Source organism: Acinetobacter sp. YH12231, from assembly GCF_013417755.1.
Lineage (GTDB): Bacteria > Pseudomonadota > Gammaproteobacteria > Pseudomonadales > Moraxellaceae > Acinetobacter > Acinetobacter amyesii.
This window is the reverse complement of record NZ_VPDJ01000001.1, coordinates 144386-164460: the sequence shown is the minus strand read 5'-3', so window position 1 is coordinate 164460 and position 20075 is coordinate 144386. Positions and strand designations below refer to the sequence as shown.

At 42.2% G+C, this 20075-nt stretch carries 14 protein-coding genes; 8 read left to right on the top strand and 6 right to left on the bottom strand.

Annotated elements, in window-relative coordinates:
• Positions 1-45 precede the first annotated feature (45 nt).
• Positions 46-870: a rhomboid family intramembrane serine protease gene (locus FTV11_RS00745; protein ID WP_180026476.1), complete on the top strand. Its 825-nt coding sequence runs from the start codon at positions 46-48 to the stop codon at positions 868-870.
• A gap of 129 nt (positions 871-999) precedes the next feature.
• On the opposite strand, the gene FTV11_RS00740 is transcribed toward FTV11_RS00745, so the two are convergent.
• The gene (locus FTV11_RS00740) at positions 1000-3501 is read right to left on the bottom strand and encodes an ABC transporter permease (protein ID WP_180073221.1); all 2502 of its coding nucleotides are present in this window, start codon (positions 3499-3501) and stop codon (positions 1000-1002) included.
• Positions 3498-4229 carry an ABC transporter ATP-binding protein gene (locus tag FTV11_RS00735; protein ID WP_180055372.1) on the bottom strand — a complete coding sequence of 244 codons (732 nt, stop codon included), beginning with the start codon at positions 4227-4229 and terminating at the stop codon, positions 3498-3500. Before FTV11_RS00735 ends, FTV11_RS00740 begins: the two co-directional genes overlap by 4 nt.
• An 11-nt stretch (positions 4230-4240) precedes the next feature.
• Between FTV11_RS00735 and FTV11_RS00730 the strand changes: the two genes are divergently transcribed.
• A complete protein-coding gene (locus FTV11_RS00730; protein WP_180026478.1) occupies positions 4241-4870 on the top strand; it encodes an arylesterase in 630 nt (209 codons plus the stop codon).
• Between the two features lie 83 nt (positions 4871-4953).
• Here the strand turns inward: FTV11_RS00730 and FTV11_RS00725 are convergent, their stop codons facing one another.
• A complete protein-coding gene (locus tag FTV11_RS00725) occupies positions 4954-5568 on the bottom strand; it encodes a carbonic anhydrase (protein WP_078189941.1) in 615 nt (204 codons plus the stop codon).
• A gap of 334 nt (positions 5569-5902) precedes the next feature.
• On the opposite strand from FTV11_RS00725, the gene FTV11_RS00720 reads away from it, so the two are divergent.
• Both FTV11_RS00720 and FTV11_RS00715 read left to right on the top strand, forming a co-directional pair.
• Entirely contained in the window at positions 5903-6943 is a 1041-nt protein-coding gene (locus FTV11_RS00720; RefSeq protein WP_373685388.1) for an alpha/beta fold hydrolase, read from the top strand.
• A 46-nt stretch (positions 6944-6989) separates the two neighbouring features.
• The gene (locus FTV11_RS00715) at positions 6990-7997 is read left to right on the top strand and encodes a hypothetical protein (protein ID WP_180024089.1); all 1008 of its coding nucleotides are present in this window, start codon (positions 6990-6992) and stop codon (positions 7995-7997) included.
• 36 nt (positions 7998-8033) lie between these two features.
• Here FTV11_RS00715 and FTV11_RS00710 read toward each other — a convergent pair whose 3' ends face one another.
• Both FTV11_RS00710 and nfuA read right to left on the bottom strand, forming a co-directional pair.
• Complete coding sequence (locus FTV11_RS00710; protein WP_180073220.1) at positions 8034-10226, bottom strand: TonB-dependent siderophore receptor; 2193 nt, start codon at positions 10224-10226, stop codon at positions 8034-8036.
• A gap of 229 nt (positions 10227-10455) precedes the next feature.
• On the bottom strand, positions 10456-11094 hold the full coding sequence (nfuA, locus tag FTV11_RS00705) for a Fe-S biogenesis protein NfuA (protein WP_078189947.1): 639 nt from the start codon (positions 11092-11094) through the stop codon (positions 10456-10458).
• Positions 11095-11252: 158 nt separating this feature from the next.
• Between nfuA and FTV11_RS00700 the strand changes: the two genes are divergently transcribed.
• From FTV11_RS00700 to FTV11_RS00695, 3 genes are all read left to right on the top strand, one after another.
• Complete coding sequence (locus FTV11_RS00700; protein ID WP_180026481.1) at positions 11253-11870, top strand: rhomboid family intramembrane serine protease; 618 nt, start codon at positions 11253-11255, stop codon at positions 11868-11870.
• A gap of 246 nt (positions 11871-12116) precedes the next feature.
• Complete coding sequence (locus FTV11_RS16985; protein WP_078193028.1) at positions 12117-12296, top strand: hypothetical protein; 180 nt, start codon at positions 12117-12119, stop codon at positions 12294-12296.
• A gap of 219 nt (positions 12297-12515) precedes the next feature.
• A complete protein-coding gene (locus FTV11_RS00695) occupies positions 12516-14066 on the top strand; it encodes a hypothetical protein (protein WP_180073219.1) in 1551 nt (516 codons plus the stop codon).
• Positions 14067-14230: 164 nt separating this feature from the next.
• On the opposite strand, the gene FTV11_RS00690 is transcribed toward FTV11_RS00695, so the two are convergent.
• A complete protein-coding gene (locus FTV11_RS00690; RefSeq protein ID WP_180024086.1) occupies positions 14231-15850 on the bottom strand; it encodes an inorganic phosphate transporter in 1620 nt (539 codons plus the stop codon).
• Positions 15851-16329: 479 nt separating this feature from the next.
• Between FTV11_RS00690 and metH the strand changes: the two genes are divergently transcribed.
• Positions 16330-20019 (top strand): methionine synthase, encoded by a 3690-nt coding sequence (gene metH / locus FTV11_RS00685; protein WP_180073218.1) that lies wholly within the window; start codon positions 16330-16332, stop codon positions 20017-20019.
• Positions 20020-20075: the final 56 nt, after the last annotated feature.

Here is a 20075-nt window from a genome sequence, read left to right as displayed (position 1 = left end):
ATGTTAAGCTTATTTTTAAATATTTTGACACAGTACAAGAATAGCATGTCTGAACTCAGCCCTCCTGCTGTATCAACCCGTAAGCTGCAAATCCAACTGTGGTGGATCACGGCACTCTTAATTACCATCAATGTTGGACTCTTTGGCTGGCAAGTGTTGCATGGAATGAACGTTAGCCAACCCGACACACTGGATGCTTTGCGTTGGGGTGCTGATTATGCACCTTTAACCTTTTTAGAGGAACCCATCCGCTTATTCAGCAGTATGTTTTTTCATTTTGGCCTGATTCACCTGATGTTGAATATGTGGGCTTTGTATATTTTTGGCAGTGTTGCCGAGCAAATGTTAGGTCGTTTCTACTTCCTCGGCCTGTATGTTTTAGCCGGACTCATGGGAAGTTTATTGAGTGGTTATTTAACCATTCAAGATAGCTATGCATTATTGGCCGAAGGTGCAGCCAATCAGCAACTTTTTCCGAGTATTGGTGCAGGCGCATCGGGTGCAGTGATGGGACTGGGTGCAGCGCTGACGATTATTTCGCTGCTCCCCATGTTACCTCAACAGCAATTTTATCTGGATAAAAAAACCTTATTGATGGTGATGGGGATTAACCTAGCGATGGGCTTTATGATTAGTGGGATTAACAATGCCGCGCATATTGGCGGCATGTTGATGGGCGCTGCCTTGGCTTTCATTTGGTATGTGGGACAAAAATTACATCAATCCCTAATCATTCAAATGATCGGTCTAATCACCGCAGCTGTCGGATGCTACCTGTTTTATCTGCATTGCCAACAATTAATCCAACCGATTTTACCGCTTTGGGAACACTTTATCCTGCTGATGAAGCAATCTCTCGCAGCACGTTAAACAGTGGAATGAACCCTGTGGCTATCAACACAGATATGTTGAAAACACATCAAATCATGTCTAAACCTGGACTGCGCACTGGGTTCCTGCTCCACTCTTAACTTGCTCGGCTGTTAACCATCTCCCCCCTTAACTATTTAGTTCACGTAAGCTTTCTAAGGGTGGGATGTCGCAAAGATAACTTAAGCGATAACGTCCGATCAATGTACAGACTAAGGTCATGACCAGTGGGAGGATCAACCAAATCTCTGCATGTAGCTGGATGGTCAGTTCCATTTTATAACTGACAATCGCACTGATCACTTCAGCAAAAATACATGCCACAACACCCGAAATTAGCCCCATCAAACCAACTTCCAAACTGAGCATCGACTTTAACTTTTGCTTGGAACTGCCGAAGGACCGCAGTAATGCCACTTCTTTTTTGCGTTCATCCATAAATAAGTTCAAACATGCGACCAAAACTAAAATGCCTGAAATACTGACCAACAGCGCCAAGATGGTAATAATCTGAACCAATACACTGACGATGCGTTTGATCTCATCCAAAATTAGACTGACATCAATAAACACGGTATTCGAAAACTGCTGAATTAGACCAATTAACTGATTTTTATCTTGCGGTGGAACATAGAAGCTCCCCAAGTAACTACCGGCATTTTCATCCATGGTTTGGGGAGAAAAAATAAAGAAAAAGTTTGGACTAAAGCTTTCCCACTCCACACTACGAAGGTTGATCACCTTGGCTTGTAAAATCCCTTCAGGAAGGCTAAAACTCAGTCGATCTCCAATTTGAATACCCAGCTCTTGTGCGGTTTTCACCTCTACCGATACTTCATTAACCTGTTGAAACTGCTGACTGCCCGCGATGATTTGATTATCTTTCGGAAAAGTTGCAGCCTGCGTAAGATTCAATTCACGGCGTAATGAATTATTGCTTTTAATTAAGGCATCCGAAAAAGGGAGATCATTTTTGGCAACTAATCGTCCACGAATATTCGGGTACATCGGCGTCCCTTGCCAGCCATGCTGCTTGAGTTGTTGATTAAAATCCTGCAACTCAAATGGCGGTAATCCATAGACAAATTGGTTAGGTGTCCCTTGTGGTAATTGTTGTTGCCAACGTTCCAGCAAATCTGTACGTAATACCGCTAAAACCGTAATCAGACTTAGACCCAATGCTAATGCGGTAATTTGAAATGCCGTTTGATACGGTGTGCGTATATACGCTGAGATTTTCGTCCCCCAACTTTTCAAAGCCTTTAAACTGAGCCAGACCATCATATATAGGCCAACACACAGGAAGATGATGGCGCAAATCAGCCACAGGGTGAGTTGTAAATTTTCAGTTAATACCCCACAAAACACCACCAAACTGAGTGTGCCGAAACTGAGCATCCAAAGTATGGAACGTACAGAACGCTCTTGTTGTCGTATCACCCGTGCTGGCGGTGTCCCTAATAATTGCCAAAGACTTGGAAGAACAAATCCTAATAGCACAATCGCACTGGTGAATATTGCAATTGGAAGCGGGCCAAGCAGCATAGACAGGGCTGAAAACTCTAATTGTAAATTTGGAATCAGCTGTAGCATCAGTTGCAATAAGCCAAACCCAAATCCCAGACCAATCAAACTTCCAAACAGGATTGAAAGCCCGAGTACAACCAACAGTAAAGCCAAATAAGCACTTAATATTTGCTGTTTGGTCGACCCAATACAGCGCATCAGTGCAATGGCATCCTGATTTTGTTGGACATAGCGCTGACTGGTTAATGCGATGGCGATACCACAAAGTAGAATGGTTAAAATATTCGCAAGTTGTAAAAACGTTTCTAGGTTGGCAATCGGCTTCATCAAGCGGGTATTGCCTTCACTGGCATTTCTCATTTTTAAACTGCTTTGAGCTGCATCCTGAACCTGCGCATGATCTGATTTAGCAGTACGGTTTTCGCTTTGATCACCAAATTTTTGCTTATACAGTTTTTCAAAGCGCTGGGTATTTTGTGCATCTCCAGCCATTAACAGGCGATATTCAATCCGACTCCCGACTTGGATGGCATTGGTTCTCGCCACCTCAGACTGCGCAATCATAACCGTCGGTGAAAAACCACTGAAGCCAAGCTCTTGATTGGTATCATGAATGATTTTGGCACTGACTTGAAAAGCAGCATCGGCAATATTGATCTGATCTCCAACCTTTACACCCAATAAATCCATGGCACGAGGACTTAACCAGACCTCACCTGCTTGTATGGAACGGTTTAGTTTCGGTTCTGTTTCGAGTTCACCTCTTAATGGAAATGCAGCATCAACGGCTTTGACATTGACCATGACAAATTGCTGATCAGTATGCGCCATGCTGCTAAATAGCGTGACATTGGATTGTTTTAATTGCTGTGTTTTGGCTTGTTGTTGCCACTCTTGTGGAATTGGTTCATTGGCTGTCAGCACCAAATCTGCTGCCAACATTTCAGCAGCTTGTAGCGCTACAGCATTTTGAATTTGTACATTACTAAACTTTAAAGCCGTGGTGGCACTGATCGCCAAGGTCAGTGTGATCAATAATAAATACACACCCGTGGTTTTAAAACTCAGTTGTAAGAGTGGTCGAAACAGTGCCAAAAGATTCATGTAGCATCTCCTGTTCGATGCTCAATCAATTGACCATTGACCAATTCAAAATGGCGCTGACATTGACGGGCCAAATCGGCATCATGCGTCACCAATACCAAAGTGGTTCCCATTTCACGATTTAACTGAAATAACAGTTGTTCAATTTCCTGTGCCGTTGCACTGTCTAAATTACCTGTTGGTTCATCTGCAAAGATCAGATCGGGTTCACTCACCAAAGCACGGGCAATCGCAACCCGTTGCTGCTCACCACCGGATAAAACTTTGGGAGCTTGATGCGCTTGTCGTTCTAGTCCGACCTTTGCTAACAGTTTTAATGCTTTTTCTTCTGCGGCTTTGACCTGAAAATTTGCTTGTAGCCGTAGCGGCAGCATGACATTTTCCAGAGCCGTTAAATGTGGCAACAACTGGAAAGACTGAAAGACAAATCCAATATGAGCCAAACGGACTTGAGCACGCTGTTCTTCATTTAATAAATGAATATCTTGACCACAGACCCGTAATTGTCCCGAACTGGCCTGATCTAGTGTTGCCAAAATACCCAACAAGGTGGATTTACCTGAACCAGAACGACCAGTAATCGCAACTTGTTCCCCTGCAAAGATTTCAAGATCGAGTTGTTCAAAGATCGATAACTGTTTTTGTGGAAGTTGTATCTTTTGTGTCAATTGCTGTGCAGAAATAATCGCCTGTGGCATGATGTCAACATCTGTCGTGAGTTGGGTCATATCTTCCCTATATGCAAAATCGCATTCAAAATAATCGTCTATTGAGTTACTTGCTGGCTATTGCACTGATGTTCTGCCCGATGCTGCTCTCTGCCAAAACCATTATGATTTTGGGCGATAGCTTAAGTGCGGGTTATGGTGTTTCAGTGCAGCAAGGCTGGGTTCACTTATTACAAAAACGTCTAGACCAACAGTATCCGAAACAACATAAAGTGGTCAATGCAAGTGTCAGCGGTGAAACCACCAGTGGTGCTTTGGCACGACTGCCTAAACTGTTGCAGACCCATCGTCCAGACCTTGTGGTGATTGAGTTAGGTGGTAATGACGGTTTACGCGGACAACCCCCTGCACAAATTCAAAAAAATTTAGCGCAGCTGATTCAAAAAAGCCAACAGGCCAAATCGAAAGTGATTTTATTTGGAATGAAAATTCCACCGAATTATGGCAAGGCATATAGCCAAGCTTTTGAAAATAACTATCAAGTGTTGAGCCAACAGTACAAAATCAAATTATTACCTTTCTTTATGCAAGGGGTGGCGGGACATAAAAACTTAATGCAACAAGATCAGATTCACCCTAATGCCAAAGCGCAACCAATTTTGCTGAACAATGCTTATCCATTAATTAAAGCAAACTTATAAATTTAGTGGGTGAAAATGGATTCGTTAAAAAAGGCGCTTCATTTGAGCGCCTTTTTTTAAATCTTGTATTTACTGTAGTTTGCTTAGAAATCGTAGAAGCTTACTTCACCCGTTTCGAGTGAATACTCAGCGCCCACCACTTTTAATTTGCCTTGCGCAATTAAGTTTTCAAGGACTGCTGAACCATGACGCAGTTGATTCACTGAGGCAAAAACATTTGAACGTACTGCATGCATTGAAAGTTTTTCGAGGTCATCTTTCAATTCAGTTTGCATGAGTATTTCTACAGATGGACGAACGCGGTTCACAATCGACATCAAGTTTGCTGATGGTGGTGTCGCAGGGTTAGTTAAAGCTTCAATCGTAGAATGAATTGCGCCACAGTGTGTATGACCCAATACAATGACCACAGGACATCCAAAGCTTTCTGCTGCAAATTCCACGCTACCGACTTGAGACGGTGCCACAATATTACCTGCAACACGAATCACGAATAAATCGCCTAAGCCTTGATCAAATACCATTTCAGCAGGAACACGTGAGTCTGAACACCCTAAAATAATTGCAAAAGGTTCTTGGCTTTCGGCCATTTCAGCACGTTGTTGATGCGTCAAAAGCTTTGGGTGATTCGTTTCACCGTTTACAAAACGTTGATTCCCTTTTTTTAAACGATCTAAAGCTTCTGCTGCTGCTAGCATGTTCTAATTACCCTTATCCGAAGTTGCAATATTTTAATCCCAGTCGAATCGATTGTCACTTGCAAAAACAATTGCTGTGAATTTTTTCTACGACGATGCAACTTGATAGAAAATGCTACTCTACATTCATCAAAAAAAATTATTTTTTCTGTAATGGTTCACATTATTAAAACGCAAGTTTAACCACGTCAAAAAAGCAATGGATGACAAAGGTCATTTTTAATTTACAATATATTTCATAAATATACGCTTTTGCTATTTCAGCCCATTCTGATAATAGTCATATAAATGATCTAAAAAATATATCGATTCGATTTAACTGGGGTAAACGTCAATGAAAGGACATCATTCACGCATTTTTGGCTTTTTCAAGCTAGCAACAATTTGCTGTATGACGTTTACTGCCAACAACACTTTGGCTGCAAATCCGTCTCCCATCAGCAAAAACTTTGCCGTACCCTCTATCGTGCAAAATTATTTGAGCCAAGAGCGTAAAGCGGCAGGTTTAGTCACACATAGTGTTCAAGTCGGCAATGTGAATTGGAGTTATAGCGAAGGCGGTCAACGCTCTAAACCGACCATCTTGCTCATTCATGGTTTAGGCGGCACACGTGATAATTGGAATCGTGTTGCGCATTATTTAACACCGAACTATCACGTGATCATCCCTGACCTTCCGGCCAATGGCGATACACATGTGCCGGTCGATTTTGATGTCTCAGTGCCGAATGTCACGGAACAACTACGCCAGTTTGTCCTTAAAATAGATATTGAAGATAAACTGAATGTTGCAGGTCACTCATTGGGTGGTTCCATTGCCACGGTATATGCCTCTCAATATCCTTTTGATACCCAAAGTTTATTTTTACTCAACAGCGCGGGCATTTATAAACAGGCCAATACCAGTTACACCCGCGACCCGTATAAACTTAAAAATTTAATCGTTTCAAAACCGGGGGATTTAGATGATGTCATGCATAAACTCATGCAAAATCCGCCCAATGTTCCGACACAGCTTAAAGAAGCGCAGGAGAATATCTTAATTGCGCGTGCGCCCTTCACCAGTAAAATGATCGATCAAGTCGTCACGCTCAATCGAATCTACACCCCTGAAACTTTTGCTCGTTTAACACGAACAGTAGAAGCCCCAACCCTGATCCTTTGGGGCAAACAAGATAAAATCTTTAATGTGGAAGTGGCTGGCGAACTCAAGTCTTTACTGAAACGTGCAGAAACCCCAGTGATTTTAAATAACGTCGGTCATATGCCAATCTTAGAAGCTGAACAACAAGTTGCAGAGCATTACTTGCCTTTCCTTGCGAAAAGTCAAAAGTTTAAAAACCCTTTGGTAGATAAACTGATTCAGTTAAACTGAGCATTCGCCATTTTTAGATACCCATGACTGGGACTTCAGGGAAAGTATGCAGAAAAATCCGATGATTGAGCAGTTGATTGACGCTCAACTGAACTTTTTAGATCAGAGCTTTTCACACAATGATACCGTAGCCACTGAATTCACCCACTTTTATCAATGGTTTCGTAAACAATCTTTGCAGCAGATTTGGAGTTTTGATCAAATCAATGCTTTGTTGCAAAAACAAATTTTAAATACCCCTGCAAGTCAATTTCTGATTGAGCAAATTGCTGAACATATCAAATTTGCACTGATTCATCCTGCAAATGACAGCACCACGATTGCCGAAATCATTCCTGTGTTGACCATCGATAAAATTGCACAGTATGTGGCCAGTAAACAAGGACATCGTCAGCGTTTAATTCATACCATGGTCAACAATCCTGCATTTTCAGCCATGATCAGTCAATTGATTCAACATGCGATACAAGATTATTTAGATAATTCGGTGATTGCAAAATCGGTACCCGGTGTTTCACGATTTATGAAAATGGGGAAATCGGTACTGGAAAATGTCACAGATACCAATTTAGATAATGCGGTCAGCAAATACTTGCAAAAGAATATTTTAAAACTCAGTCAAATGAGTGAAACCGTGTTAAATCAGCACTTTGATGATCATAAGCTGTACCATTTTCAAGCCAATTTGTGGCATAAAATTAAAGCGCTGCCAGTTTCGGTATTAAAGAACTATGTTGAAGTTCAGGACTTGCCGCAAACGGTTGCCATGGGTCATGAAATTTGGGACTTTATGCGACAGTCCGAGTATATGAAACAGCAAGTGCATGATGGCGTATACGCTTGGTACGTGCGTAATGCAGAACGCCCTTTTGATTTATTGCTACGTGATTTAAATATTGATGAAGCGTTAATTCAGCATGAACTTCAAAACTTACTCAATCCAATCGTTCAACAAATGATTGAGTCGGGTTATTTGCGTGAGCGTTCACGTCTCTATTTAGAACAATTCTACTACTCAAGTGAAGCACTGAAAATTTTAAATATCCCAACATAAAAAAAGCCGCGTTAAGCGGCTTTTTTTTGGACATACTTAGAACTGGTATTTCAAACTTGCATAATAAGCTCGACCCGGCTCGTTATATGTTTGGTTGACCGTTTTATCACGCAGTTTTTGCTCATCAAATAGGTTATTCACACCGATACGAGCACTTAAAGCCGCATTAAATTTATAACCAAAGTTAATGCCTGCAATGCCATAACTTTTCACGCTATCCATCGCCAAGCCATCTTTGCTTTCAAGACTGGTTTCTGCATATTGACGTGGTTTTTGACGTCCATATTGGGTATAGACAAAGTTACTGTCTAATCGATCCGTGATGTTGTAGTTCAAAATAGAGTTTAGTGTGTAATTCGGAATCACTGAAAGCGGGTTGCCTGTACGTTTATCTTCAGAGTTGATCATATAGGTGACGTTATTGGTCCACGTGATATCACCCCAATCCAAAGAAATACTTCCTTCAACACCTTCTACCAAGGCTTCAGGCGTATTCATCCAACGCAGTACATTATATGTTGTTCCATTTACTTCTAGTTCTTCTAGACGTGTATCCCCTGCAACGATCTTATTTTTATAATCATTACGGAACCATGCAAAGCTTGCATTTACGATGTCTTTTTCAAACTGTACACCTAATTCTTTATTCACTGAAGTTTCAGGTTTGAGATCGCCATTACCTTGTAATAGACATTGGCTCAGCCCAATCGGACAGCCATTACCGCGAGTGCTTAACAGATAACCTTCCGCATTTTGGTACATATTAGGTGCTTTATACGCCTTAGCTACACCACCTTTTAGTGTCCAATAGTCACCAAGTTTTTGCGTAATATTGAGACTTGGACTCCAGCTATCTCCCGATTTACTATGATTATCATAACGCAGTGCCAAAACAACATCGGTGCTTTCGCCCAAATTCATATTATTTTCAATATAGGCCGACGCAATCCGTGAATCCATTTGTGAACGGTCACCTGAAGTCAGCGCATCACCAAAACCGCCTGCGCCAGCTTGTGTATTAACCGTATCGGTAAAGTCATCTTCGACCCACTCAGCGCCTAAAGTTAATACTTGTGGGACATACCATTGGAACGGCAGATTGGCTTCTGCATTAAAGCGAATGGTTTCTAGATGTGACGTTTGTTTATTCTCGAGATTATTAATCTGACCCTCTGTACTACCGCCTGTACCTTCAGGTAAGCGCTTATTTTTGGTTTTGTCATATTGCGCTATGAGTTTACTGTCACCCCAACCCCAAGTACCTTCATGAGTTAATGCAAAACTATCACGATAAATGGTATTGGTTTCTTCACCGATTAAAGCCGATAAAATTGGTGCTTTGTTTGGATCGGCTGGATCAAATACACTGTTTTGACTGTCGCCTGCAAAACGGTTGCCTTGGCGGCCAACACTTGCATCAAACATCAAGACTTGTTGATCATTCAACTGCCAAGCCAAGCGCCCAGCAATATCTTTATTCTCTACGCCTTCTCGACCCGCCATACGCGCGCCATTGTCCATTAAGGCATTAATATCCGCAGCATCTGAATCGGTTTTGTTATAACTACCGTATAACCGATATGAAAGGACATCTTTGAGAATTGGGCCGCTTAAGTTAAAGCTTTCACGGTGACTTGCGCCCTCTTTAGCATCTTCAGGCTGATTGGTAAAAACCTCCACAGAGCCATGCACGTCGTTGGTCACTTTCTTGGTTTTAATATTGACCACACCACCCATCGCACCTGAACCATAACGCGCTGCAGCTGGACCACGCAGCACTTCAATTGATTCAATAGCATCTGCAGGTACCCAGTTCGAATCACCACGTGTATCACGCTCACCGCGCCAGCCATAACGTACTGAGTTTCTCGAATTTACTGGCTTGCCATCAATTAAGATCAACGTGTTTTCAGGCCCCATACCACGGATATCAATCTGACGGTTATTACCACGTTGGCCTGTGGCACTGTTACCAGTCAAATTCACACCCGGCATACGGCGCACATACTCTGAAATATCATTCACAACCGGCATTTTTTCTAAATCTTCTGCCGTAATTTTTGAAGCACCTAATGATTGTTTAACTTGTTCTGCTGCAGTAACAACAATAGTTTCCATTTTAACTGCAGATTCATCGACTGCTTCTGCTGCTTCATTCGCATGGCTGAGGCTTACCATTGCGCTAAGAACTGAAAGTGTAAGCGTTGATTTTAATAGTTGTTTGGTCATTGAGTGCTTCCAAATAAACGTATTTATGGAGAAATCTAGAATAATGTGTTGCACATTGTAACCACCACAAACAATATTGCAATTAATTTTAATAATCATTCTCATTTATATTTGTGATATAGCTTATCATTTTGATGTAGAAACCCTAGAAATATCTGAAAATCTTCGTTTTTTTGATTTAGACAATAAAAAAGCCGCAACGTTGCGGCTTTTTATAAAAATACTGAACTTATTTGAAATAAGCACCTTCAGTATTACTGTGATCCGTTTGGTCAACAACACGCATTAACTCAGGTACATGCTGCTTCAATGTTGTTTCAACACCTTGTTTCAAGGTTAAATCGATTGAAGAACAACCTTGACAACCACCACCGAATTTAAGCACTGCAGTTAAACCATGTTCTGCATCTTCAACCACTTCTACCAGTGCACAGTTACCACCATGACCTGCAAGGCCAGGGTTAATTTCTGACTGTAGAACATAAGTGATACGCTCTTCTACAGAAGCATCTGGACCCACACGTGGCACTTTTGAGTTTGGTGCACGGAATGTTAACTGACCACCAAAACGGTCTTTGTTATAGTCAATCACCGCATCCAAAAGATATGGAATAGACGGTGTGTCAATAAATGCAGGGAAATCTGGATAGTCTTGTTTATAGTCTGTAGGCACAACTTCTTCTGGTGCACTGTAAGCCATACAACATTCAGCACGTGGCGTACCCGGATTTTCCACAAAAACACGTACACCAATGCCCGGTGTATTTTGTTTATCCAAAAGATCTTTCAAATACTCTTGGGCATTTGGAGTGATCAATAGGTTTGGAATTTCTTCAGCAACTGCTGTGCTGTTGTTCTCAGTCGACATTACAATATTTCCTCAAGCTGAAGTCGCTATTTTAACTTAAGATGCGGGGCATTAGAAAAAAATCAACTAAAATTGTCGGAATTATTCTGAAAGTTCACGCTTTAGGCAGATTTAATGGCATTATTGAGCATAAATTTTAACAAGTAGAATAGTCATATATGTTGGGCCTACCCTTTAACCACACCGTGACCATTATCCTGATTACGGTGGTGATTTCACTGATTGCATTTTCAAATCAGAAAGTGATGAATCGTTTGTTATTTTGGCCGCCAGCCCTCAGTCGTGGCGAATATGACCGATTTATTAGCCATGGTTTTATTCATGCAGATGGCGCGCACCTATTGTTCAACATGATTACCTTATTTTTCTTTGGTAGCGTGATTGAAAGTTTTTATCGCCAATATTTCTTCGACATGGGCTTTGTATTGTTTTATTTAGGCGGTTTGATCGCTGCGATTATTCCGAGTTATTTAAAACATAAGCATGATACCCATTGGGCAAGTTTAGGGGCTTCTGGGGCAGTATCTGCAGTACTCTTTGCTTATATCTTGTTTGAACCGTGGAAACTGATTTTTGTATTCTTTATTCCTGTTCCTGCGATTATTTTTGCCGTGCTGTATGTGGCTTATAGTATTTGGTCAGGTAAACGTGGCAACAGCAATATTAACCACAGCGCACACCTTTGGGGCGCAGCATATGGTGTAATCATAACGATTATTCTTGAACCGAAGCTCATTCCACATTTCTTAAGTCAGTTATTAAACGTTCCTTTCTAACATTAAGTTTAAAAAATCAGCCTGATGTAACCAGTAAAATGACAGCCTAAACCGTTTCAGTTTAGGCTTTTTTATTGTGCTGCGTTAAACCGAAATGTCCTTTAATTTTTTCTTTAGCCAATTTCCCACATCTACAACACTGCACTTTAAATATCGAGCTAAACAATTTCACAGCAGATTGAAACGCTATCTATCCTTGCCCTGATTTAAACTGAAATGACACAGAATAAAAAAGGGAAAATTCCAATGAAAATAGTCCTGATGTTCTCAAGTTTGCTGTTGACCTGCGTGTTGAGTGCTTGTGCCGTTCACACCCGTGAAGGCAGTATCGTGGTCGACCCAGATCGTAATCACTACCCTTATAAGTACCCAGATCGCCATGGCGACTTTTGCCCGCCCGGACAGGCTAAAAAAGGCCGTTGTTGATTTGCCGTTGCTGATTTCATACCCTCTTCTTTTAAGCCTTCAAAACGAAGGCTTTTTCAATTCCGACAATAAAAATTGACGCTGTATATTCTACGAAAGTTCACAAAAGCACATGACAAATCATATAAATCTGGCACTTTATGCCACCCTATTTTTTAATTTGGCATAGATAATGTATACATCTGTATATTAATGACAAAATTAGCTGAGATATTTTGCATGTCGAGTTCAACTGAAGGTCTTCAATTTCCCATTTCGGCTTCAAACCAAAAGCCGAGTACATCTAAAACTGGTCGTGAAATTATCGCTGAAGCCTTAGCTGCAGTTGACCATCACTCTTCTGTACGTGCAAAACAAGAAAAAAACTGGCGTAAAAAATATCCTGAATATTTTAAAGCCTTGGTTGAACAAGGGATTCAATCATCTGAAGCAGCGATCAACATTGCTGAGCAAGGTTTAAATAAAGCGCATCACGTCTTTGAGTTTTATCGTGATCAAGAAAAGCATACGCTCAAAGATGCAGTAGCTTTGACTGCACATCCGCTGCATACCGTGAAGTTAAAAGGTGAAAGTGACGCAGCGCCTGAGTGGTATGTGCCCTATCATGGCCAAAAACTGCAAGGTGAGGCTTTACTGGCTCAGATTCAAAAATGGCAAGATGCTGGCATTATTGAAGCAAGTCATGCCGACGCATTACGTGAAGCCATTGCACACCCAGAATGGTTCGATTTGTCAGATCGGACTATGGTGCTTTTTGGTGCTGCCTCCGAAGCTGGCCCTCTGACGTGGTTAGCAAAATGGAAAGCCAATATTGTGGCAATCGACCTCAATAATGAACGTGTTTGGGATCGAATCTTAAGCACGGTTCAGGCCGGTAATGCCACTTTATATGCACCAAGTCTCGACGCTGTGCATGAAGACACATCCATTCAAGAACTAAAACACAAATTGGGCGCCAATTTACTGACACACATTCCTGAAATTGCACAGTGGCTTGCACAAAGTGAACATCAACTTGATCTGGCTGCAATTGCCTATTTAGATGGTGAAAAGCATGTTCGTGTTGCAATGGCGATGGACAGCATCATGGCTTATGTCAGCCAGCAAAAAGCCGACACCAGCTTGATGTTTATGTGTACTCCGACCGATGTCTATGCGGTGCCAGAAGAGATTGTTACGGCAGCGCAAGCCAAATTCCAAAACCGTGCTTCTGCACAAAAGCTTTTGACGCAAAGCATTGCCAAAGTCACAGGTCAGCATTTCTTTAAGCAAAATAATGAGCAAACCACCACAGCAGACAATGGAAAATCCTATGGTATCGCTGACTGTTTGGTGGTGGAACAAGGTCCTAACTACGCACTTGCAAAACGTATTCAACAATGGCGCGCAACTGTCGCACGTCAAAATGGTCAGCGGGTTAGTATCAATATTGCGCCATCCACCACGACCCGCTCAGTAACGAAGAATCCATTATTAAAGGCAGCATTTAATGGTGCGAGTTTATTTGATGTGGAATCCTTCCAACCTGAAACCACCAATGCACTCATGGCAGCTTTATGGATTCACGACTTGAGAAACCCTCAATCGGTTGCTAACCCTGAAACAGCGCTAGACCATCCATTAGAACTCTTGATGCATGGTGCCAACCATGGTGGCTTATGGCGTGTGGCTTATTTGGCGCGTACCGCCTTACCTTTTGCAGCGCTGTATGGTTTCGCTGAAGAAAAACTGCCCGTGAAAAAAGTATTGGGGCTGTTTAAAAAAGCGTAACGGCATTGGTTCAAATAAGTGTTGAACTTTGCAAAGTTTCAACTCGCTAGTTTGATTGTTCTAATTCAGCTCAGTCACCCCATTCAAATCGGTGATGACTGAGATAAAGCCATAAAAAAACGCTGCCGAAGCAGCGTTTTTTTTATACCTAAAATTTGAGTTGCTTAGAACACTTTCAAGAATAACCAGTACAAGCAGCCTGATAGACAGATCGTTGCAGGTAAAGTAAAGACCCAAGCCGATAGAATGGTTTTCACTGTTGCAAAGTTCAGACCCGATTTATTCGCGACCATGGTACCTGCAACCGCAGAGTTAAGTACGTGTGTAGTCGATACTGGCATACCAAAACCATCCGCAGCAGCAATCGTTGACATAGCAACAAGCTCGGCAGACATACCCTGACCATAGGTCATGTGGTTTTTACCAATACGCTCACCTACAGTCACGACAATACGTTTCCAACCCACCATGGTTCCAAGACCCAGTGCCAATGCAACAGCGACTTTCACCCATGTTGGAATGTACTGTAAGAACGAGTCTAGGTGACTACGATATTCTTTCACAGTCTTTTGTTCAGCTTCTGCCATTGCTGGTAGTTGGTCAGCTTTATCTAGACGTTTAAAAGCAGTAGTACTTAAGTACATGTCATTACGAATCGAAGATACTTCTTGTTCAGGAATATCTTTTAAGTCGCCATACTGTGCAACACGCTCACCTAAATGATCGGTCAAACTTGCCAAAGCTGGCACAACTTCTGGGCTGACTTCTTTGGTTTGAATGTATTTGGTGAGTACATCACGTGCTTGTGCATCAGGAATATCCTTATGCTCTGCGTAGATCGCAGTCGCAGTTTGAGCAGATAACTGATGGAAAGATTGAATATGTTGATTATCTAAGTTCTTATTCAATGAATAAGCCAATGGCACACATCCGATCAAAATCAGCATGATCAGACCCATACCTTTTTGACCATCATTTGAACCGTGCGCAAAACTTACACCTGTACAGGTAAAGATCAAAATTGCACGAATTAGTGGTGGTGGCGGCTTGTTGCCTTCTGGTGGCTGAAACAATTCTAGCTGTTTGCGGAAAATACGCTTCACCAACAAGAAAACGAGAGCCGCAAATGCAAAACCAATCAGTGGAGAGAACAATAACGCCTTACCCACTTTAAGCACCTGCTCCATATCTACACCGCTCGCACCACCACCTGCATTTAACAGGTAATTCATGATGCCAACGCCAAGAATAGAACCAATCAAAGTATGCGAACTAGACGCTGGGATGCCCAAGAACCAAGTCCCTAAATTCCACAAAATCGCTGCGATCAACATAGCGAAAACCATGGCAAAGCCAGCACCTGAACCGACATTCATAATCAATTCAACAGGTAACAAGGCAATAATGCCGTAAGCGACTGCACCACTGGCAACCATTACGCCTAGGAAGTTACAGAAACCCGCCCACATTACCGCAACCGGTGCTGACAAGGCGTTGGTATAAATCACTGTTGCTACTGCATTTGCAGTGTCATGGAAACCATTTACAAATTCAAAGCCAAGTGCGATGAATAAGGCTGTGCCCAATAAAATCATTGAATAAAGACTTAAAGGCGGAACATGCGCTAAATCGGCAGTCACCTGAAAACCAATATAAATCAACGTTGAAATAATCACCGTTAAAAATACCGGCATAAAGAATTTCGGTGTAGGCACATGAACATTCGTGGACTTTTGAGGAGTCGACGTGTGCGCTGAATCTACGGGAGTTTGTTTAGAATTCATGCAGGCAGGAATAGAGGATTTTAAAATCCCCATATTGTTCAATTTAATTATGACAATTATATGACAAAGCGGTGTCATATAAAGCAATTTTTCATGCTTTATTTGTTTTTTTTAGGTGTTTAAAACCGACTCCTACACTCTACTTTCATAAAGTAAATCAGTTATTTAATCTACGTATTTAAACTTTATTTTCTTTGAAACCCAATGTTTCAGCTTTTATTTCATCTGTCATGTTTTTTTGTCATATTGCATAGCCCTGCTGGATGTTTTTTAATCTTGCCTGAGCAATATGACAAATTCATGAAGCTTTCCATACATTTATATGAAATTGGAATATGAAATTATCAAGTTGCAATATTGCTCATTAATTCAACAAGCTAATAATTGCGCGCTGTGAAGATGATTGAATATCAATAAAACTGCAATGAATTCTGTTAATATATTTGCCGATTTTATATTCCATCGGATTGGGGTTATTTATGTCCACGCTTGCCACCCTAAAAGAGCTGCTCGCTCAACGGATTCTGATTATCGACGGTGCAATGGGCACCATGATTCAGCGTCATAAACTCGAAGAAGCTGACTACCGTGGTGAGCGTTTTGCAGATTGGGCATCTGACCTCAAAGGCAATAATGACCTATTGGTGTTGACACAGCCTCAAATTATTCAAGGCATTCATGAAGCCTACCTCGATGCCGGCGCAGACATCATTGAAACCAACAGCTTTAACGGCACAAAAGTTTCAATGTCTGACTACCATATGGAAGATTTGGTATCAGAGATCAACCGTGAAGCAGCGCGTATTGCCAAAGCAGCTTGTGAAAAATACTCAACGCCTGAAAAACCGCGTTTTGTTGCAGGTGTGCTTGGCCCGACTTCACGTACTTGCTCGATCTCGCCAAATGTAAATGACCCAGCATTTCGTAATATTACTTTTGATGAGTTAAAAGAAAACTATATTGAAGCTGCGCATGCCCTGATTGAAGGCGGTGCGGATATTCTACTCATTGAAACTGTATTCGATACCTTAAACTGTAAAGCTGCCATTTTTGCAGTGAAAGAAGTCTTCAACCAAATTGGCTACGAATTGCCATTGATGATTTCAGGCACGATTACCGATGCCTCTGGCCGAACTTTAACTGGCCAAACTGCTGAAGCGTTCTGGAACTCTGTGCGTCATGGTGATTTATTGTCGATTGGCTTTAACTGTGCCCTAGGTGCAGATGCCATGCGTCCGCATGTAAAAACCATTGCTGACGTTGCCGATACTTTTGTTTCGGCGCATCCGAACGCTGGCTTACCAAATGCCTTCGGCGGTTATGATGAAACCCCTGAACAAACCGCTGCCTTTATTAAAGAATTTGCAGAAAGTGGCCTGATTAACATCACGGGCGGTTGCTGCGGTACAACGCCGGATCACATCCGTGCTATTGCCAATGCCGTAAAAGACATTGCGCCGCGCCAAGTGCCAGAAACCAAACCCGCTTGCCGTCTCAGCGGTTTAGAGCCGTTCAACATTACAGAAGATTCGCTGTTTGTAAACGTCGGTGAACGTACCAACGTGACAGGTTCTAAAAAATTCCTACGTTTAATCCGTGAAGAAAACTTTGCCGAAGCTTTAGAAGTTGCACAGCAGCAAGTTGAAGCCGGTGCTCAGATTATCGACATCAACATGGATGAAGGCATGCTGGATTCAGAAGGCGCAATGGTGCACTTCCTGAATCTTGTAGCCTCTGAGCCTGAAATTTCACGTGTGCCTATCATGATTGACTCATCAAAATGGGAAATCATTGAGGCAGGCTTAAAATGTGTACAAGGTAAAGCGGTTGTAAACTCGATCTCCCTCAAAGAAGGCTATGACGAGTTTGTGCATAAAGCGCGTTTGTGCCGTCAGTATGGCGCTGCCGTGATTGTGATGGCCTTTGATGAACAAGGTCAGGCAGATACTGCTGCACGTAAAAAAGAAATCTGTAAACGCTCTTATGATGTATTGGTGAATGAAGTGGGCTTCCCTGCTGAAGACATCATTTTTGACCCGAACGTGTTTGCAGTGGCAACAGGTATCGAAGAACACAACAACTATGCTGTGGACTTTATTGAAGCAACAGGCTGGATCAAGCAAAACTTACCACATGCGATGATTTCAGGCGGTGTGTCTAACGTATCGTTCTCCTTCCGTGGTAATGAACCTGTACGTGAAGCGATTCACTCTGTGTTCTTGTACCATGCCATCAAGCAAGGCATGACCATGGGTATTGTCAACGCTGGTCAAATGGCGATTTATGATGATATTGATGCTGAACTGAAAGCTGCGGTTGAAGATGTGATCTTGAACCAAAACCAAGGTGAAAGCCATCAAGAAGCTACAGAAAAGCTGCTTGAAGTTGCTGAAAAATACCGTGGTCAAGGTGCTGCGCAAAAACAAGTGGAAAACTTGGAATGGCGTGAGCTTCCCGTAGAAAAGCGCCTTGAGCATGCTTTAGTGAAAGGTATCACCACCTTTATTGATGAAGATACTGAAGAAGCACGTCTGAAAGCTAAACGTCCACTCGATGTGATTGAAGGTCCGCTGATGGACGGCATGAATGTGGTAGGTGATTTGTTCGGTTCAGGCAAAATGTTCCTGCCGCAAGTGGTGAAATCTGCACGTGTCATGAAACAGGCTGTAGCTTGGCTGAATCCGTTCATTGAAGCGGAAAAAACAGCTGGCCAATCTAAGGGTAAAGTCCTGATGGCGACTGTTAAGGGCGATGTGCATGACATCGGTAAAAATATCGTAGGTGTGGTGTTAGGCTGTAACGGCTATGACATCATCGACCTTGGCGTGATGGTGCCTTGCGAGAAGATTTTACAAACTGCGATTGATGAGAAAGTCGACATTATTGGTCTATCTGGCCTGATTACGCCGTCACTGGATGAAATGGTTTTTGTTGCGAAAGAAATGCAGCGCAAAGGCTTTAATGTTCCATTGATGATTGGCGGTGCAACCACTTCTAAAGCACATACGGCAGTGAAAATTGATCCGCAATATTCAAATGATGCAGTCATTTATGTTGCCGATGCTTCACGAGCTGTGGGTGTAGCAACAACTTTACTTTCTAAAGAAATGAAGCCTAAATTTGTTGAAGACACACGTGCTGAATATGAAAAAGTCCGTGAGCGTATTGCCAATAAACAGCCGAAAGCAGCGAAACTGACGTATGCTGAATCGGTTGAAAATGGCTTAAAAATTGACTTTGCAGCCAATGCACCTGTGAAGCCAAACTTTATTGGTACGCAAACGCTGACCAATTATCCATTGGAAACATTAGTTGAATACTTTGACTGGACACCGTTCTTCATTTCTTGGAGTTTGGCAGGTAAATTCCCTGCTATCTTAACTGATGAAGTTGTAGGTGAAGCAGCAACTGACTTGTATGAACAAGCACAGACCATGCTAAAAGACATCATCGACAACAAACGTTTTGATGCTCGTGCTGTGTTTGGTATTTACCCTGCAAACCGTTCAGCAGCGGATTCGGTTGAAGTGTATAGCGAAGATGGTCAATCGGTTACGCATACCTTCCATCACATTCGTCAACAGTCTGATAAAGTGACAGGTAAACCAAACTTGTCATTAGCGGACTTTATTGCGCCTAAAGGTGTCGCAGAAGACTACTTGGGCGGTTTCACTGTATCGATCTTTGGTGCAGAAGAAATGGCCAATGAGTACAAAGCTAAAGGCGATGACTACTCTGCAATTCTTGCGCAATCTTTAGGTGACCGTTTTGCGGAAGCGTTTGCGGAGCATTTGCATGAGCGCATTCGTAAAGAGTTCTGGGGCAACCAAGCTTCTGAAACCTTAAGCAATGAAGAATTGATTAAAGAGAAGTATATAGGCATCCGTCCTGCGCCGGGCTACCCTGCTTGCCCTGAGCATTCTGAAAAAGCGCCATTGTTTGATTGGTTAGGTTCTACCGATAAAATTGGTACGCAATTGACTTCTAGCTTTGCAATGTGGCCGCCTTCATCTGTCAGCGGTTTTTACTATGCAAACCCTGAAAGCCAATACTTTAACGTGGGTAAAATCGCAGGCGATCAGCTTGAGGATTATGCAAAGCGTAAAGGCTGGACTTTGGATGAAGCGAAGCGTTGGTTAGCACCGAATTTGGATGATTCGGTTCAATAATTTGCATTAATAAAAGCTCTCACAGTGAGGGCTTTTATTTTTTAATCCCCCTAAAT

Coding starts and splice junctions, on each gene's coding strand:
- FTV11_RS00700 (WP_180026481.1), top strand. CDS start 11,253: ATGTTGGGCCTACCCTTTAACCACACCGTGACCATTATCCTGATTACG.
- FTV11_RS00725 (WP_078189941.1), bottom strand. CDS start 5,568: ATGCTAGCAGCAGCAGAAGCTTTAGATCGTTTAAAAAAAGGGAATCAA.
- metH (WP_180073218.1), top strand. CDS start 16,330: ATGTCCACGCTTGCCACCCTAAAAGAGCTGCTCGCTCAACGGATTCTG.
- FTV11_RS00720 (WP_373685388.1), top strand. CDS start 5,903: ATGAAAGGACATCATTCACGCATTTTTGGCTTTTTCAAGCTAGCAACA.
- FTV11_RS00710 (WP_180073220.1), bottom strand. CDS start 10,226: ATGACCAAACAACTATTAAAATCAACGCTTACACTTTCAGTTCTTAGC.
- FTV11_RS00715 (WP_180024089.1), top strand. CDS start 6,990: ATGCAGAAAAATCCGATGATTGAGCAGTTGATTGACGCTCAACTGAAC.
- FTV11_RS00730 (WP_180026478.1), top strand. CDS start 4,241: ATGCAAAATCGCATTCAAAATAATCGTCTATTGAGTTACTTGCTGGCT.
- FTV11_RS16985 (WP_078193028.1), top strand. CDS start 12,117: ATGAAAATAGTCCTGATGTTCTCAAGTTTGCTGTTGACCTGCGTGTTG.
- FTV11_RS00695 (WP_180073219.1), top strand. CDS start 12,516: ATGTCGAGTTCAACTGAAGGTCTTCAATTTCCCATTTCGGCTTCAAAC.
- FTV11_RS00745 (WP_180026476.1), top strand. CDS start 46: ATGTCTGAACTCAGCCCTCCTGCTGTATCAACCCGTAAGCTGCAAATC.
- FTV11_RS00740 (WP_180073221.1), bottom strand. CDS start 3,501: ATGAATCTTTTGGCACTGTTTCGACCACTCTTACAACTGAGTTTTAAA.
- FTV11_RS00735 (WP_180055372.1), bottom strand. CDS start 4,229: ATGACCCAACTCACGACAGATGTTGACATCATGCCACAGGCGATTATT.
- nfuA (WP_078189947.1), bottom strand. CDS start 11,094: ATGTCGACTGAGAACAACAGCACAGCAGTTGCTGAAGAAATTCCAAAC.
- FTV11_RS00690 (WP_180024086.1), bottom strand. CDS start 15,850: ATGAATTCTAAACAAACTCCCGTAGATTCAGCGCACACGTCGACTCCT.